At 70.8% G+C, this 15244-nt stretch carries 16 protein-coding genes and 1 tRNA gene; 9 read left to right on the plus strand and 8 right to left on the minus strand.

Going from position 1 to position 15244, the window contains the following annotated elements; genetic code table 11:
• Nucleotides 1-124: 124 nt before the first annotated feature.
• Nucleotides 125-1021: an alpha/beta fold hydrolase gene (locus tag ASD38_RS21260; RefSeq protein WP_056463215.1), complete on the minus strand. Its 897-nt coding sequence runs from the start codon at nt 1019-1021 to the stop codon at nt 125-127.
• Nucleotides 1022-1150: 129 nt separating this feature from the next.
• On the opposite strand from ASD38_RS21260, the gene ASD38_RS21265 reads away from it, so the two are divergent.
• Nucleotides 1151-2020 (plus strand): 3-keto-disaccharide hydrolase, encoded by an 870-nt coding sequence (locus ASD38_RS21265; RefSeq protein WP_056463219.1) that lies wholly within the window; start codon nt 1151-1153, stop codon nt 2018-2020.
• Between the two features lie 128 nt (nt 2021-2148).
• Here the strand turns inward: ASD38_RS21265 and ASD38_RS21270 are convergent, their stop codons facing one another.
• Entirely contained in the window at nt 2149-2796 is a 648-nt protein-coding gene (locus ASD38_RS21270) for a YidH family protein (protein WP_056463222.1), read from the minus strand.
• A gap of 78 nt (nt 2797-2874) precedes the next feature.
• Nucleotides 2875-4083, minus strand: coding sequence for a hypothetical protein (locus tag ASD38_RS21275; RefSeq protein WP_156390823.1), 1209 nt, complete (start codon nt 4081-4083; stop codon nt 2875-2877).
• A 56-nt stretch (nt 4084-4139) separates the two neighbouring features.
• Between ASD38_RS21275 and ASD38_RS21280 the strand changes: the two genes are divergently transcribed.
• From ASD38_RS21280 to ASD38_RS21300, 5 genes are all read left to right on the plus strand, one after another.
• Nucleotides 4140-4874: a ferritin-like domain-containing protein gene (locus ASD38_RS21280; protein ID WP_056463227.1), complete on the plus strand. Its 735-nt coding sequence runs from the start codon at nt 4140-4142 to the stop codon at nt 4872-4874.
• Nucleotides 4874-6643, plus strand: coding sequence for a carbamoyltransferase family protein (locus tag ASD38_RS21285; RefSeq protein ID WP_056463230.1), 1770 nt, complete (start codon nt 4874-4876; stop codon nt 6641-6643). The genes ASD38_RS21280 and ASD38_RS21285 overlap by 1 nt, the downstream gene beginning before the upstream one ends.
• Nucleotides 6640-6852, plus strand: coding sequence for a DUF5989 family protein (locus ASD38_RS21290; protein WP_056446036.1), 213 nt, complete (start codon nt 6640-6642; stop codon nt 6850-6852). Before ASD38_RS21285 ends, ASD38_RS21290 begins: the two co-directional genes overlap by 4 nt.
• 2 nt (nt 6853-6854) lie before the next feature.
• On the plus strand, nt 6855-7874 hold the full coding sequence (locus tag ASD38_RS21295) for a class I SAM-dependent methyltransferase (RefSeq protein WP_082560833.1): 1020 nt from the start codon (nt 6855-6857) through the stop codon (nt 7872-7874).
• Nucleotides 7875-8011: 137 nt separating this feature from the next.
• Complete coding sequence (locus ASD38_RS21300; RefSeq protein WP_082554866.1) at nt 8012-8518, plus strand: cupin domain-containing protein; 507 nt, start codon at nt 8012-8014, stop codon at nt 8516-8518.
• 34 nt (nt 8519-8552) lie between these two features.
• On the opposite strand, the gene ASD38_RS21305 is transcribed toward ASD38_RS21300, so the two are convergent.
• Nucleotides 8553-8628, minus strand: a tRNA-Ile gene (locus tag ASD38_RS21305).
• Nucleotides 8629-8827: 199 nt separating this feature from the next.
• Between ASD38_RS21305 and ASD38_RS21310 the strand changes: the two genes are divergently transcribed.
• Nucleotides 8828-9580, plus strand: coding sequence for an SIMPL domain-containing protein (locus tag ASD38_RS21310; protein ID WP_056463233.1), 753 nt, complete (start codon nt 8828-8830; stop codon nt 9578-9580).
• A gap of 126 nt (nt 9581-9706) precedes the next feature.
• Here ASD38_RS21310 and ASD38_RS21315 read toward each other — a convergent pair whose 3' ends face one another.
• Nucleotides 9707-10180, minus strand: coding sequence for a hypothetical protein (locus ASD38_RS21315; protein ID WP_056463235.1), 474 nt, complete (start codon nt 10178-10180; stop codon nt 9707-9709).
• A 2-nt stretch (nt 10181-10182) separates the two neighbouring features.
• On the minus strand, nt 10183-10539 hold the full coding sequence (panD, locus tag ASD38_RS21320; RefSeq protein WP_029915369.1) for an aspartate 1-decarboxylase: 357 nt from the start codon (nt 10537-10539) through the stop codon (nt 10183-10185).
• A 212-nt stretch (nt 10540-10751) separates the two neighbouring features.
• Here panD and ASD38_RS24805 point away from each other — a divergent pair, with 212 nt between their 5' ends.
• The gene (locus ASD38_RS24805; RefSeq protein WP_056463237.1) at nt 10752-11630 is read left to right on the plus strand and encodes a hypothetical protein; all 879 of its coding nucleotides are present in this window, start codon (nt 10752-10754) and stop codon (nt 11628-11630) included.
• Nucleotides 11631-11634: 4 nt separating this feature from the next.
• The gene (locus ASD38_RS21330) at nt 11635-12531 is read left to right on the plus strand and encodes a M23 family metallopeptidase (RefSeq protein WP_056463240.1); all 897 of its coding nucleotides are present in this window, start codon (nt 11635-11637) and stop codon (nt 12529-12531) included.
• On the opposite strand, the gene ASD38_RS21335 is transcribed toward ASD38_RS21330, so the two are convergent.
• Complete coding sequence (locus tag ASD38_RS21335) at nt 12528-13382, minus strand: alpha/beta hydrolase (RefSeq protein WP_235523920.1); 855 nt, start codon at nt 13380-13382, stop codon at nt 12528-12530. The two genes, ASD38_RS21330 and ASD38_RS21335, sit on opposite strands and share 4 nt — an antisense overlap.
• Before the next feature lie 39 nt (nt 13383-13421).
• Nucleotides 13422-15212 (minus strand): long-chain-acyl-CoA synthetase, encoded by a 1791-nt coding sequence (locus tag ASD38_RS21340; protein WP_056446050.1) that lies wholly within the window; start codon nt 15210-15212, stop codon nt 13422-13424.
• Between the last annotated feature and the right edge of the window lie 32 nt (nt 15213-15244).

Consider the following 15244-nt stretch of genomic DNA (forward strand, 5'->3'; position numbering starts at 1 on the left):
GCCTGTCATCCCGGGCGGAGCGAAGCGTAGACCCGGGACCGCCGGAAACGCAGCGCTCAGGCGTCGGTCCCGGATCTTCGCGCTGCGCGCTCGTCCGGGATGACAACCCTTGAGGAACTTCGCCCTAGGCCGGTTGCCGCGCCCGGGCCGCAGCGCTCTTCACCGCCTCGACGAACGCCCCGCGCACGCCCTCGGGCAGGTCGTGCCCCATGCCCTCGACAATCCGCAGTTCGGCGCCGGGGATGGTCGCGGCGGTGTCCTTGCCGCCCTCCAGCGGCACCAGCGGGTCGGCGTCGCCATGCAGCACCACGGTCGGGGCGGTGATCGTCTCCAGGGCCGCGCGGCGGTCGCCGGACGCGATCACGGCGATCATCTGGCGCAGCACGCCCATCGGCCGATAGGCGCGCTGGATGCCGGCCCGCAGCAGCGGCCGCTCGGTCTCGGGGTTCACCGGCCAGGCCGGGCTCTGGATGACGATCTGGGCCTTCAGGGCGTGCTCGACCAAGCCCTCCAGGTCGGTGGTCGTCGGACGCGCGAACAGCACCGCCTGAGCCTCGGGCGTGGCCGGCGGCACGGCGGGATTGCCGGTGGTCGACATCACCGAGGTCAGGGACAGCACCTTGTCCGGGCGCCGGGCGGCCAGCATCTGGCCGATCATCCCGCCCATCGACACCCCGGCCACGTGGGCCCGGGCGATGCCCAGGGCGTCCAGCAGGCTGGCCGCGTCGTCAGCCATGTCGGCCAGCAGATAGGGCGCGCCAGGGTCGCGGCCCTCGGCCAGGGCGCCGAACACCGTCGGCAGGTCGGGAGTCGGGGCGGCGTCGAACCCGGTCGACAGGCCGATGTCGCGATTATCGAAGCGCACGACCCGGAAGCCCTCGCCGACCAGCCGCTCGATCAGCGAGACCGGCCAGCGGGTCAGCTGCTGGCCTAGGCCCATGATCAGCAGCAGCGGCTCGCCGCCTTCCGGGCCATGAGCCTCGTACTCGATCTCGATGCCGTTCGCGGCGACCTTGGGCATGGCGCTTCCTCTCGTTGCGCGGTGAAGTCTAACGACTGTTTGACCCGCGCCAAGCCCTTCGCTGCGGGCTTGAACCGACAACGCTGTCAGCTACGGTGGGACAACGCCCGAACGGGTGCGGGAGGACGCATGTTCAAGATTCTGGCCCTCACCCTGGCGCTCGCCGCCGCGCCCGCCCTCGCCGCCCCGGCCCCGCCTCTGGTCCTGACCGAGGTTCCCAAGCCCGCCGGCCCGGCGGTCTCGCTGTTCAACGGCCGGGACCTGCGGGACTGGGACGCCTGGCTGGGCTATGCCGACCCGGCCCTGACCTACAGGCGGCCCGCCGTCGCCCCGCTCGGCGCCGCGCCCCTGGCCGCCGGCATCTTCAAAGCGGTGATCGAGGACGGCCAGCCGGCGATCTACGTCAACGGCAAGACCTGGGGCAGCCTGGTCCACCGGGGTGACTTCCACGACTACCACCTGCGGCTCCAGTACAAGTGGGGCGGCGGCCGCTGGCCGCCGCGCGCGGACCAGGCGCCCAACAACGGCCTGCTCTACCACTCGCACGGCCCGCCCGGCGCGGTCTGGGGCACCTGGAGCCAGGCGGTGGAGTTCGAGATCATGACCGGCTCGATCGGCATGGTCGTGCCGGTGGGCGAGGCGATCAGCGCCGCCACCACGGCCGTCGACGACCCCGCCCTGATCGCGCCCAAGCTGCGGTTCGCGCCCGGCGGCCGCGTCCAGACCGTCAAGGGCGGCACGGCGAACTGGAACGTCGAGGCCTACAGCGACGCCGAGAAGCCGGCCGGCGAATGGAACACCCTGGACCTCTACGTGCTGGGCGACCGTGCCATCCATGTGGTCAACGGCGTGCCGGTCATGGAGGTCCGCGACCTCAAGGCCGACGGCGCGCCCCTGACCCACGGCGCGATCCAGCTGCAGTCGGAGGGCGCCGAGACCTTCTTCCGCGACATCGTGCTGGAGCCGATCACGACCTTGCCGGAGATCGTGGCGAAGTAGGCGGAAAACCCTCCCCCGTGGGGGAGGTGTCGGCGCAGCCGACGGAGGGGGAGTTGGCCGAGGTGGGTCTGCTCCCCCCACCGGCGCCTTCGCGCCGCCTCCCCCACAGGGGGAGGTTCTAAAAATTCCTACCCGAACACCGCCACCTTGAAGACCATGTTGGCGATCGCCGCGAAGCCCAGCAGCAGCAGGCCAAGCGAGACCATGAAGGTGATCGAGACCGGGAACCGGCTCTCACCGTGGATCAAGCCCTGGCGCTTCATGTCCCGCCGGGTGCGGCCCAGCTCGATCATGAACTGCACGTGGTGGACCATGCCGACGATCAGCATGGCGATGCCCAGCAACACCAGGGCGATGCCGAAATTGCGCGGCGCCTCGGGATTGGTGATCGCCCCCGCGTCGCGAAGCTTGGAGAACACCTGGTAGATCGTGAAGCCGAAGCCGATCAGCGACAGCGAGGTGCGGATCACCGACATCAGCGTGCGGTCGTCGCTCATCCGCGTGCGCTGGAACGACATGCCCGTGCGGCGCATCGACATCTCGGTGCGGTGGGTCGAAAGGTCGGTCCGAAAGGTCGACAGGTCGGTGCGGTATTCCGACAGGTCGGTTCGATGTTCCGACAGCCCGGTGCGCAGGGTCGAGAGCTTGGTGCGGTGGGTGGAGTATTCCACCGAGGCGATGTCGGGGCTGGCGCTCACCTGAGGCAGGGGCGGCACGGGCGGCAGCTCGATCCGCGCCGGGCGTTTGGGGGGTTCCTTGGCCGGCTTGTTGGACATGTCTCACGCATCCCGGCGAGGTTGGGGTCGGCCCTGAGAGTGCGCGACGCCGCGCGCCAGGGTCCATCCGGGTTTCCCCTAGTTCGGGCCGACGCCGTTCCCTGAGTCTTTCGCCGCGCCCTGCGCCGCCAGATAGCCGGCCACCGCCTGGGCCATGGCTTGCGAGGCCCGGGCGTCCGGATGGCGGTTGCGGGGGATCAGCCATCCGGGGTCGACGCGCACCACCACGTAGGGCAGCCCGGCCTCGTCGAGGACCCGACGCCGCAAGGCGGCTTCCACAGGGGTTTCCGGACGCAGCTGCGGCACCAGGATCAGCGGCGTGGCGCCGCGCGCGCGGGCCAGGGCGACGGTGTCGGCCAGGGCGGCCCGGCTGGTGGCCACGCCCCGGTCGATGTCGCGCTCGGAGCGATAGGGGATCGCCCGCCGCGCCACCTCGGCCAGCTTCAGGGACTTGACTGGCGGGCGCCAGGTCAGGTCGGCGTCGAGGTGCGGACGGTCGACGTCAAGGGTCCGTCGCAGAAGGGCCGGCATGAACAGGGCGACCACCGCCACCGGCCGCCGGTAGCGGGGCCACTCGTCGCGCAGGCGCAGATAGGACTGGTCGGTGGCGTAGCCCTCGACGGCGAGATTGGCGCTCCGCACCCCGGTCAGGGCCTCGACCTGGGCCGGAAGCGACTCCTCCCAGGTCAGGCCGTGGCCGACCATCACGGACTCGCCGGTGAACAGGATGGTCGGCTGTTCGGGGTCCACCCGGTCGCCCAGGCGGCGCACCCGATGGCCCGAGGCGTCGAAGGCGTAGGCGATGTCGCGGCCGCCCAGCCGCCCGACGCCCTGGCGCGAGGGGATGAACACCCAGCCCAACCGAGGATCGCGCCGCCGCAGCGGCTCGCGCGGCGCGGGCACCTCCTGGGTCGCCAGCCAGGGCAGGCGCGACAGAAGAAACTCGCTAGCGACCATCGACAGCACCACCGCCAGGCTGATCGGGGCCGCGTCGTAGACCAGTCGCCTGAGCGTCGTGCGCGCCAGCAGCCTACCGGCCCTGGGCCGCACGCCCAGGATCAGCGCCAGGCCCAGGGCCGCGACCAGCCCGCGCAGGACCGTCAGGATCAGCACCTGCCGCTCGCGCGGAATGTAGAAGTCCGGCAGAACATGGCGGTCCAGCCAATGGACGTCGGCCGCGGCGGCCCAGGCGAGCAGGGTCAAGCCAAGCACGGCCACGACCAGCTCCACCGCCAGACCACGAGCCCGGGAAGGCGGTGTGACCAGGGATCCAGCCTCCTCAGCCAAGTGTTGATCCTCCGTCACGGATGATATTGGATGCCCCCGAGAAGGGACCCTGCCCCATGCAATCCCCGCTGTCATCGGTCCACCGATGGGTCTGGCGCGACGCCCGGCGGCGCGCCAACAACCTGTTGCGCTTCGCCGAGGTCGAGGCGGACGGGGGCCGCGACCTGGTCCGGGCCGCCGAACAGACCCGCGATCCCCTCCTGCGCCGACTGTTCCTGGTCCACGCCCTGGACGAGCAGCGCCACGCCGACCTGTTCCGCAAGCGCGGCCTGGCGCTGATGGCCACGCTGCCGGTCGGTCCCCGCGACGACGGCCGCGCCGACTGGCTGGCGCCGGGCGAGCGCGGCCTGGACGACCTGCGGGTCGAGCAGGAGCGCGACGGCGCCCTGCTGGCCTTCCTGCACCTGTCGGAGAAGGCCGCCGCCCGCGATTTCACGAACTACATCGCCGTGCTCGAAGGCGATCCCCCGACCCGCGAGGTCTTCGAGAAGATCGTGCACGATGAGGCGTTCCACATGAACTACACCCACGCCCAACTGCTGCGCGTGGCGCCGAAGGACCATGGGCGACTGCTCTGGATGGCCCGCCTGCGCCGCCTGTGGTCGCTGTATCTGCGTTTCGCCGGAGCCTTGGCCTCGGTGATCGGCTCGGTGGTGCTGACCTTGCAGTACTTCGTCCTGCTGCCGCCCTTCGCCCTGCTGGCCCGCCGCGCCCAGGCCAGGGAGCCGCGGGGCTGGGCGCCGATCGCGCCCGAGCGCAACGCGCGGGGCGCGCAGAAGCGGCAGTACTGATGAAGATCCTCGGCATCTCGGCGCACTATCACGACTCCGCCGCGGCGCTGGTCATCGACGGCCTGCCGGTCGGGGCGGTGCAGCAGGAGCGCCTGTCGCGGTGCAAGAACGACGCCGCCTTCCCCCTCGAGGCCATCGAGTGGTGCCTGGACCACGCCGGCCTGAGTCCCGAGGACCTGGACGCCGTGGTCTTCTACGAGCGGCCGATGCTGAAGTTCGACCGCATCCTGGTCAGCGCCCTGCGCGCCTTCCCGCGCGGCCGGGGCGCCTTCGCCCACGCCATGAAGAACAGCCTGGGCGAGAAGGCCTGGGTGCGCGGCCTGATCACCGCCCAGCTGGGGGTGCGCCGCGACAAGATCCTGTTCACCGAGCACCACCAGTCGCACGCCGCCGCGGCCTTCCTGACCGCCCCCACCCGCCACGCGGCGATCATGACCACCGACGGGGTCGGCGAATGGGCCACCCTGACCGTCGGCCGTGGCCAGCGGACGGCCGGCGGCCCGACCAGCATCGTCCTCGACCGCGAGGTGCGCTTTCCCCATTCGCTGGGCATGCTGTACTCGACCTTCACCGCCTATCTCGGCTTCGCGGTCAACGAGGGCGAGTACAAGGTCATGGGCCTGGCCGCCTATGGTCGGCCGACGATGATCGACCAGGTCCGCAAGCTCATTCGTCGCACTCCCGACGGCGCCTTCGCCCTGGAGCTGGACTATTTCGACTTCCACACCACGGTCGCGCGCTCGTACTCCAAGCGCTTCGCCGAGCTGTTCGGCCCGCCGCGCCAAGCCCACGAGCCGATCGACCTGGCCAGCGCCGAGGGCCGCCGGTTCGCCGACGTCGCCGCCAGCGTCCAGGCGGTGCTGGAGGAGATCCTGGTCGACATGACCCGCCGGCTGCGCGCCGAGACCGGCCTGCCCGACCTGTGCCTGGGCGGCGGGGTGGCGCTGAACGGCGTGGCCAACGCCCGCATCCTGGCCGAGAGCGGCTTCGAGCGATTGTTCGTGCCCCCGGCCCCCGGCGACGCCGGCTCGGCCCTGGGCGCGGCGCTCTACGCCGACCGCATCCACTTCGGCAACCCCGACCGCGACGTGCCCGACCATCCGTTCTGGGGGCCGTCCATCGACGACGACGAACTGGCCCGCCTGGCCGGCGAGGACGGCCTGCCGTCCACGACGCTGGACGACGCGGCCCTGGTCGAACAGACCGCCGACGACCTGGCCGCCGGCCGCGTGGTCGGCTGGATGGAGGGGGCGACCGAGTTCGGCCCCCGGGCCCTCGGCCACCGCAGCATCCTGACCGCGCCGCACGACGTGGCCATGCGCGACCGGCTCAACCGCGACATCAAGTACCGCGAGGAGTTCCGCCCCTTCGCCCCCATCGTGCCGATCGAGGCCGCCGACCGCTATTTCGAACTGCCGTCCGGCGGGGCGCGGCTGGCGCGGTTCATGTCCGGCGTCTTCCCGGTGCGGCCGCAATGGCGCGAGCGGCTGGCGGCGATCACCCACGTGGACGGCACGGCCCGGGTGCAGACCCTGGAGCGCAGCATGGCCCCGCGCCTGCACGACCTGCTCGAGGCCTACGGCCGCCGTTCGGGCATGCCGGTGCTGCTCAACACCTCGTTCAACCTGGCCGGCGAGCCGATCGTCAACCGGGTGGTCGAGGGCTATTCGACCTTCCGTCGCTCGGGGATCGACGTCCTGGTCGCCGGCCGCTCCCGCATCGTCAAGCGCGCCCTGGCCCAGGCCACGCTGAAGGAGGAACTCGCATGATCCGCCGTCGTGGACGCATTCACCGCCAGATGATCGTGCTGGGCAGCATGGCCGGCTCGACCGCCGACCTGGTCAAGGGGCTCTGGCGCGACCGCTCGGGCCGCCGCTGGCTGGCGCCGCTGGCCGTCTTCCTGTGCCTGACCGGGGCGGTGCTGATCCTGGCCGTCACCGTCGAGGCCCTGGCGCCGTTCGTCTACGCGATCTTCTGAGCGTGGAGGAAGCCGCCTTTCGCGCCCTGCTCGCCTGCCCGGCCTGCGGGGGCGCGCTGGCGGCCGACTGGACCTGCCGGGGCTGCGGCGCGCTCTACGGCGAGGCGGACGGCGTGGTCGATCTGCGGCTGCCGGGCGACGCCCGCACCGAGGCCGTCCGCGACTTCTACGGCCACGCCCCCTTCCCCGGCTATCCGCCGCGCGACAGCCTGGACGGTCTGCGGGCCCGGGCCGAGCGCAGCCCGTTCGCCCGCCTGCTGGACCGGGCCATCCCCGGCGATGCGCGGATCGTCGAGGTCGGCTGCGGCACCGGCCAGATGAGCCTGTACCTGGCCCGCGCCGACCGGCTGGTGGTGGGCGCCGACCTGACCCGGGCCTCGCTGGACCTGGGCGCCGCCGCCGCCCGGCGGTTCGGCTCAAGCAACGTTCTGTTCGTCGAGACCGACCTCAACGCGCCGGGCCTGGCCGACGGGACGTTCGACGTGGTCGTCTCCCTGGGCGTGCTGCACCACACGCCCGATCCCCGAGCCGCCTTCGCCCGGCTCGCGCGGCTGGCCCGGCCCGACGGCGGCGTGATCGTGCTGGGCCTCTACAACGCCGTCGCCCGCCTGCCCTTGCGGCTTCGACGGACCATCGCCCGCCTGACCGGCTTCCGCTGGATTCCGTTCGACCCCGTGCTGGCCGCCCGCGTCGCCGAACCCGACCGCCACGCCGCCTGGCTGCGCGACCAGTACCAGCACCCCGAGGAGCACCGCCACACTCATGGCGAGGTGCTGAAGTGGTTCGCCGAGAACGCGGTGGACTACGTCCGGGCCTATCCCAGCACCCTGATCGGCGACGAACCCGACGATCTGTTCGAACCGGCGGCCGACAACTGGGGGTTCGAGGCCTGGCTCAGCCAGCTGGGCTGGATGAAGACCCTGGGGCCGGAGGGGGGCCTGTTCGTGATGGTGGGCGCGACCCGTCCATCCTCCGCCCGCGATGGGGACGGACAGGCCACGAAACGGTCAGGTGAGGGCTAGCTTTGAATCGGCGGCGATGGTCCCCTCAGGCGCTCCGCGACAGCTCCCTGGAGGGGGAGCCGTAAGGTGCGCAACGGCGTGGAAGCGGTCATTCGCGTCTATCGGTTCACGACCTGGGGAGAGCTGCGGTGAAGACAATGGCTAAGGCCTTCACGATCTGCGCGACGTCATTGCTGCTTGCCGTCTCGTCCGGCGTCGCCGCCGCTTCGGCGCAGGCGGGCCGCGCTCAAGACGCCGGCCCGTCCGGTTTCGCGAGCGGCGCGGATGTCCAAGCTCAGCTACGCGAGATGCTCGCCGCGATGAAACCCGATCAAGGGTTCATGTGGCGCCCCTTGGTTCGCGACGGCGCCACCGTGGCGGCGATCGAAATATGGAAGAAGCCGGGCCGCCCCGCTGTTCACCCCGCCGAAGCGGAATACGCCATCGTGTTGGAAGGCTCCGGCACGCTGGTTTCGGGCGGGACCATGACCGATTCAAAGGTCAGCAACGCCAATTTGCTCGAGGGAAGCCAGATCGAGGGCGGCGCGACACGGACGCTCGGCCCGGGCGACGTCATCCTGATTCCCGCGGGCGTGCCGCACTGGTTCGGAATTACCGGCGACCGACTGGTCCTGCTGGGAATCAAATTGCCCCGCGGCAAATGACCGGTCCGGCGTGAGCGCCTTCGAACACCGAAATTGGTAGGCCTGGAGGGACTCGAACCCCCAACCAGACCGTTATGAGCGGTCGGCTCTAACCATTGAGCTACAGGCCCCCAAAGACGAGGGAGCGACGCGCGCGCCCCTTTCGGGAGGACGGGTCGATTAGCATGGGCTGCACGCGGCTTAAAGGTCCGGTTCAGGTTGAGGCTGTCAGGACTGGAACCGTCCGCCGCCGGTTACGCTTGTCGGAACTGGCGGACGGGACGATCAAGGTCGCGGCGCCTACCCTCTGCCGCATGGAGAACGACGACTATGACCGCCCTGACGACCCGCCCCTCGCCTGCTTTGGCGGCCTCGATCGCCCTGGCCGCCGCCCTGCTGACCGGCGCGGCCGCCCTGCCCGCGCACGCCGACAGCGCCGACGCGGCCTTCCGCGCCACGACGCTGAACCTATCGGCCTCCGGCGAGAGCAAGGTGACGCCCGACTTGGCGACCATCACCCTGGGCGTCCAGACCGACGCCCCGACCGCCGCCGGAGCCCTGAGCGCCAACGCCGCCCAGATGAACAAGGTGGTCGCGGCGCTGAAGAAGGCCGGGATCGCCGATCGCGACATCCAGACTTCCAGCCTCAACGTCAATCCGCAGTACGTCTATGTGCAGAACGAGCCGCCCAAGCTGAACGGCTACCAGGCCAGCAACCAGGTGACGATCCAGGTGCGCGACCTGACCAAGCTGGGCCAGACGGTCGACGCCACGGTCGGGGCCGGGGCCACCAATGTGGGCGGCATCAGCTTCGGCCTGCAGGATCCCAAGGCGGCCGAGGACGCGGCGCGGCTGGGCGCGGTCAAGGCCCTGCAGGCCAAGGCCGACCTCTACGCCCGGGCCACCGGCTACAAGATCGTCCGCCTGGTCAGCCTGGGCGAAGGCGGCGGCTACACCCCCTCGCCGCCCCCGATGCCGATGTACGCCATGGCCAAGCGCGAGATGGCCGACAGCAGCCCGGTCTCGGCCGGCGAGCTGAAGGTGCGGATCGACGTCTCGGCGACGTACGAACTGGCGAAGTAGCTAAAGGTCTCCCCTCCCCTCGATGGGGAGGGGGCAGGGGGTGGGGTGGCCACGGCGCCGGCGGCTGAACCGCCGCATCACCCCCATCCCCGGCCCTTCCCCCATCGAGGGGGAAGGGAGAAGGATTTACAGCCCCGCCTTGGCGAACGCCTCTTCGACCCGTTCGCCCACCTCGCGGCCCGGCAGGGCGCGTTCGCCCTCCATCACCGCGACGTAGGACAGGCCGTGGTCCGGCTTGCCCGCACCGACCGGCACCGGGCCCATGGCCCAGCCGACGGTGTTGACGCCGGGGCCCGACGAACAGCTGACGAAGCGGGCCGGCTTGCCGACCGCGCCCTCGAGCACGGTCTGGGCCGTGGTGGTGGTCCCGCCGCAGGTGGGCAGGTTGCGGGCGCAGGTGATGTAGCCGCCGCCGGTCCAGACCACCTTCCCGGCCTTGTCGGCCAGAAGCACGCAGGTGTTGGGCCCGCCGATGGCGCGGCCGACGGCTTCGGACAGCTGCTGCTCGTCGACGCCCTTGGGCAGCTTCGGCGAGCATGCGGTCAGGGGGGCGGCGAGGACGAGGCCCGCCGTGATCAACAGAACGGCGGAACGACGCATGCTCAGGCGGCCTTCTTGATGCGGTTGCCGTCTTCCAGCAGCACGACGGTCGGGGCGTAATTTCGGGCCTCCTCGGCCGGCATCTGGCAGTAGGTGACGACGATCACCGTGTCGTTCTTCTGCACCAGCCGGGCGGCCGCGCCGTTGACGCCGATCACCTTGGAGCCGCGCGGCGCCTCGATGGCGTAGGTGGTGAAGCGGGCGCCGGTGGTGATGTTCAGCACGTCGACCTGCTCGTTGGGCAGGATGCCCGAGGCGTCCAGCAGGTCGCGATCGATGGCGATCGACCCTTCGTAGTCGAGGTCGGCCTGGGTGACGGTGGCCCGGTGAAGCTTGGCCTTCATCATCGTCAACAACATGGTGGCGAAACCCTATCCACTTGAAACATATTGGGATTTACCGGGTCGTCACACACGTGACCCGTGATCAGTCACGGCCATATAGCCACGAAGCGCCGTCCGTTCAATCGCTCCGCGACCATGGGCGGCAAAGCGCCCCGCGTCGAACAATAGTTAACAGCGACGCTTGGGCGCCCTATGGTCCAGATAACGGCGTGATGCGAGGGGCTTTCATGCGACTGCTGACAGGCTTGGTGCTGGGTGGAATCCTGGCCGCGGGAGCGTTGGGCGCGGCGTCGTCGCAGACCCGCGCCCCCACCACCGCGGCGCCGGCCGCCGCCCCCGCGACGAACCGCACGACCGACATCCTCAAGCTGATGCAGCAGGCCGCCGACGCGGCGGCCAAGGCCAAGGCGGCCCAGGCGCGGGCTGACGCCGCCAAGGCCGAGGCCGACAAGCGCGCCGCCGAGGCGGCGGCCAACACCGGCGCCCAAGCCGCCCAGGCCGAGGCCGACCGCAAGGCCGCCGAGGCGAAGGCGGCCTCCGACCGTCAAGCCGCCGCGGCCGCCCAGGCCGAGGCCGACAGGCGCGCCGCCGAAGCCAAGGCCCAGCGCGCCGCCGCCGCCGGCCGCGGGGTCGACTGGCCGGCCGCCATCGGCGGGGTCCGGGCCAGCGGCGGCGGCGAGGGCCTGGCTCCCAACCTCAACCGCGCCGCGGTCGACAAGACCAAGGTGCCGATCCTGCTTCCCACCGACGCCAAGCTGATGGCCGGGGCGCGGATCTATTCGTTCGGCGACTACTACACGATCACCGCCGACGCGCCGGGCGCGGGGATTTCGCTCAGCGGCACGACCGCCGTGGTCCCCCTGCCCGCCGGAACGCCGCTGAAGATCACCCCGATGGGGCCCGAAGGCGCGACCTCGCAACGCACGGTCGACGGTCAGTTGATCAGCTTCGTCCGCTACGGCGTGCTCTACACGGTCGAGGTGCGCTGCGACGCGCCGACCGATCCGCGCTGCGTCGACGACAACTATGCGCGCGGCCTGGCCACCAAGACCACCACCGTGGTGATGGGCGCCGCCGCCCGCGCCGCCGCCGGCCTGGGGGGCTGAGCCGATGCGCAAGCTGCTGATCCTCTCCCCGCTGGTCCTGGCCCTGGCCCTGGGCGCCTGTGACGACACGACCAAGCCGGCCGCGCCCGGCGGCGAGGTCAAGACGCCCGCCTCGCCCGCGCCCGGTCCGCCGACGCCCGAGGACGAACCGTCCGACGGCGGCGCCGAACAGCCGGCCAGCGAGCCGGTCCCGCCCGCGCCCGGCCCGCCGGCCCAGCCGCCGACGCCTCCCGCCCCCTCGCCCGCGACGTTCAACCACGGCGCGCCGGGCGACATCCCGGCCGGCCAGGGCCACGGCTATCTGGACCGCACGGTGTGGTCGCCGGCCATGTGCTGGCCGCTGCAGGACGACGCCTACGCCAACTCCCAGGTCTATGGCCACGGCGGCGGCATGGGGCCGGCCGGCACCAGCCAGTGCGACAGCGTCAACTACAGCCTGCCCTGGCACGACACCTTCTGCGAGGCGCGCTCGCGGGACAATCCGCTGTGCGCCGGCGGCGGCACGGGCCACCAGGGCCAGGACATCCGTCCGGGCACCTGCAAGAAGAACCTGCACTGGGCGGTGGCCGCCGAGAGCGGCGTGATCACCGACGTCGGGACCTACACCGTCACCCTGACCGCCTCGGCCGCCCCGCACCGCACCTATCGCTACCTGCACATGCAGATGGCGGCCCTGGCGGTGCACGAGGGCGATACCGTCGTGGCCGGCCAGAAGCTGGGCAAGGTGTCCAACGACTTCGGCGGCACGCCGACCACCATCCACTTGCACTTCGAGCTGCGGGCCGGGGTGGCGGGCGTGACGACCGACGGCAAGCCGGTGGTGCTGCACACCTTCCTGCCGCCCTATATGAGCCTGGCCGAGGCCTATCAGCGCAAGCTGAACGGGGGGACGTGCTCCTAGGCCGTTCGCGCCCTCAGGAACGCCGTCATCTCGCTCAGCACCGGCGCCTTGCCGCGCAACGGCCGCGACAGGGCCAGCACCGTGTCGGCGTGGTTCAGGCCGGCATAGTGACGCTCCTCGACCGTGACGCCCTTGGCGCGCAGGGCCGCGGCCAGGGCCCTGGTGTTGCGCGGCTTGACGGTGGTGTCGCCGTCGCCGGTGGCCAGGAAGGCGGGCGGACTGTCGGCGCGGGCGTAGGCGCCCGGCTGGGTGGCCGCCAGGTCGGGGAATTCGCCGAAGGTCCGCCGGGTGACCGGTCCGTCCAGCGGCAGGAAGTCGTAGGGCCCCGACAGGCCGGCGAAGGCGCGGACCACCGCGGGATCGACGCCGGCGGTTTTCAGATAGAGGTCGTCCAGGGCCAGCATGGCGGCGTTGTAGGCGCCGGCCGAGTGGCCGATCAGCACGACCCGCCCCGCATCGCCGCCCAGCGCCGGGGCGTGATCCACGGCCCAGCGCACCGCCAGCGCCCCGTCCTCGACGAAGCCGGGATAGCGCACCGCCGGATAGAGCCGGTAGTCCGGCACCACCGTCAGGAACCCCTGGGCGGCCAGGGCCCGGCCGACCCAGCCATAGTCCTGCCGCCGCCCGGAATCCCAGGAGCCGCCGTAGAAGAACACCGCCACCGGCGCGGGGGCCGTCTCGCGTCTCGGCGCGTACACGTCCAGGGCCTGCCGCTCCAGCGCGCCATAGGCCGCGCCCCGCTCGCGGGTGAGGGCGGCGTCCTTGGGTGTGAAGGTCGCGAACAGCGACAGCGGCGAGCAGGCCGAGAGCATCGATCCCGTCAGGGCGACCAGGCCGGCTCTGCGCGTCATCGATCCGACCATGCGTTCTCCGGGCGCCCGCGGCAGGTCCTACAGCTTGTAGCCGCCCGCCAGGATCTTGGCGTGGACGGCCTTGGTCAGCTTCACATAGCCCTTGTTCGGATCGCGGAAATATAGCGGATCCTTGATCCTGGCCGGGTCGAAGCCTTCCTGGACCAGGTCGATCTTGCGGTACTTGAAGGTGCCGGTGGTCTCGATCTCGGGCTGCAGGCGCACGAAGATCGGGCGGGCGTAGACCGGCAGCTCGCGGTCGACATATTCGGCCAGGGCGGCGATCTCGAACTCGGGCTCGACCACCAGCGAGGCCATGCCCGCCTTGCCGTCCAGCTCGCCGATCGTCACGCCGTAGACATTGACCTCCTTGACGCCCGGCACCGCCGAGAGGCGCTCGGACACCTCGCTGGTGGCGACGTTCTCTCCCTTCCAGCGGAAGGTGTCGCCGATGCGGTCGACGAAAAAGAGGTAGCCGTCGCTGTCGCTCCGCATCAGGTCGCCGGTGCGGAACCAGGAATCGCCCTTCTCGAAGACGTCGTGCAGGATCTTCTTCTCGGTGGCGGTCTTGTCGGCGTAGCCGGTGAAGTTCGAGCGGGCGTCGCTGGCGATATGGCCGATGCACTCGCCCACCTCGCCCGGCGCGGCCTCGACGCAGCAGCCGTTGGGGCCGCGCACCGGGGTCTCGGTCTCGACGTCGAACTTGACGATGCGGATGTTGAAACGCTTGCGCAAATAGCCCGGCACCCGGCCGATGGCCCCGCGCCGGCCGTCGAAGTTGAACAGCGAGACGTTGCCCTCGGTCGCGCCGTAGAACTCCAGCACGCCGCCGACCCTGAAGCGGTCCAGCATCACGTCCCAGACGTCCGGGCGCAGGCCGTTGCCGAAGATCAGCCGGATCTTGTGGGCGTGCTCGCTGGGCGTCTCGGGATGGTTGGCCAGATAGCGGCACAGCTCGCCGATATAGACGAACATCGTGCAGTCGTTGGCGACCACGTCGTCCCAGAAGGCGGTGACCGAGAACTTCTTGCGCAGCACCACCGCCCCGCCGTTCATCAGGGCCGCGCCCATGGCGCAGAGGCCGCCGGTGGCGTGATAGAGCGGCAAGGTCACATAGATGCGGTCGCTGGCGCGGGCGTCGGTCGAGCCGGCGAAGCCGCGCATGTACAGCTGGGCGCGCATGTGGGTGATGCGCGCGGCCTTGGGCATGCCGGTCGTGCCGCTGGTGAAGATGTAGAGCGCGGTGTCCTTGGCGGTCAGGCCGGCGCGGGCGGTCAGGCGGTCGGGCCGCAGTTGGCTGCAGCTCTTCAGCGCGTTGGCCAGGTCGCGCTGGTCGCCTTGGGCCGGGCCCAGGACCCACTGCTGGACATGGCGGTTCAGCAAGCCCTTGACCTGATCGAAGCAGGGCGAGGTCTCGGGATCGACGATGCAGTGCAGGGCCTGGGAGATATTCAGGCAATGGGCCAGGGCCGGGCCGGTCAGCTGGTTGTTGATCAGGGCTGTGGCCACGCCGACCTTCGACAGGCCGTACCAGATCGCCAGATATTCCAGGCGGTTGGGCATGAACAGCGACACGGTCTGGCCGCGGGTGATGCCCTGCCCCTTGGCCCAGTGGGCGTAGCGGTTGGCGATCGCGTCCAGCTCGGCATAGGTGACCGACTTGCCTTCGAAGACGATCGCCTGGCTGTCGCGCCACTTGTCGACCGCCGCCTCCAGATCGTCGCAGATCAGATTATTGCTGTCCGGCGCGATGGATTTCACGCGCTTGAGCGTGCGCGAGAGTCCCTTCAGGAACTTCAACTCGCGTTTCAACCTAGCCGGCAAACTCATCGACGCACTCCGTTCAAACAACCATTGGAGAG

The organism is Caulobacter sp. Root487D2Y (assembly GCF_001427165.1).
Lineage (GTDB): Bacteria > Pseudomonadota > Alphaproteobacteria > Caulobacterales > Caulobacteraceae > Caulobacter.

Bases quoted from the DNA above. Each gene is read 5' to 3' on its own strand.
- ASD38_RS21285 (WP_056463230.1), top strand. From the start codon at position 4,874: ATGAAGATCCTCGGCATCTCGGCGCACTATCACGACTCCGCCGCGGCG.
- ASD38_RS21335 (WP_235523920.1), bottom strand. From the start codon at position 13,382: ATGACGCGCAGAGCCGGCCTGGTCGCCCTGACGGGATCGATGCTCTCG.
- ASD38_RS21330 (WP_056463240.1), top strand. From the start codon at position 11,635: ATGCGCAAGCTGCTGATCCTCTCCCCGCTGGTCCTGGCCCTGGCCCTG.
- ASD38_RS21310 (WP_056463233.1), top strand. From the start codon at position 8,828: ATGACCGCCCTGACGACCCGCCCCTCGCCTGCTTTGGCGGCCTCGATC.
- ASD38_RS21290 (WP_056446036.1), top strand. From the start codon at position 6,640: ATGATCCGCCGTCGTGGACGCATTCACCGCCAGATGATCGTGCTGGGC.
- ASD38_RS21270 (WP_056463222.1), bottom strand. From the start codon at position 2,796: ATGTCCAACAAGCCGGCCAAGGAACCCCCCAAACGCCCGGCGCGGATC.
- panD (WP_029915369.1), bottom strand. From the start codon at position 10,539: ATGTTGTTGACGATGATGAAGGCCAAGCTTCACCGGGCCACCGTCACC.
- ASD38_RS21300 (WP_082554866.1), top strand. From the start codon at position 8,012: ATGGCTAAGGCCTTCACGATCTGCGCGACGTCATTGCTGCTTGCCGTC.
- ASD38_RS21315 (WP_056463235.1), bottom strand. From the start codon at position 10,180: ATGCGTCGTTCCGCCGTTCTGTTGATCACGGCGGGCCTCGTCCTCGCC.
- ASD38_RS24805 (WP_056463237.1), top strand. From the start codon at position 10,752: ATGCGACTGCTGACAGGCTTGGTGCTGGGTGGAATCCTGGCCGCGGGA.
- ASD38_RS21265 (WP_056463219.1), top strand. From the start codon at position 1,151: ATGTTCAAGATTCTGGCCCTCACCCTGGCGCTCGCCGCCGCGCCCGCC.
- ASD38_RS21280 (WP_056463227.1), top strand. From the start codon at position 4,140: ATGCAATCCCCGCTGTCATCGGTCCACCGATGGGTCTGGCGCGACGCC.
- ASD38_RS21340 (WP_056446050.1), bottom strand. From the start codon at position 15,212: ATGAGTTTGCCGGCTAGGTTGAAACGCGAGTTGAAGTTCCTGAAGGGA.
- ASD38_RS21260 (WP_056463215.1), bottom strand. From the start codon at position 1,021: ATGCCCAAGGTCGCCGCGAACGGCATCGAGATCGAGTACGAGGCTCAT.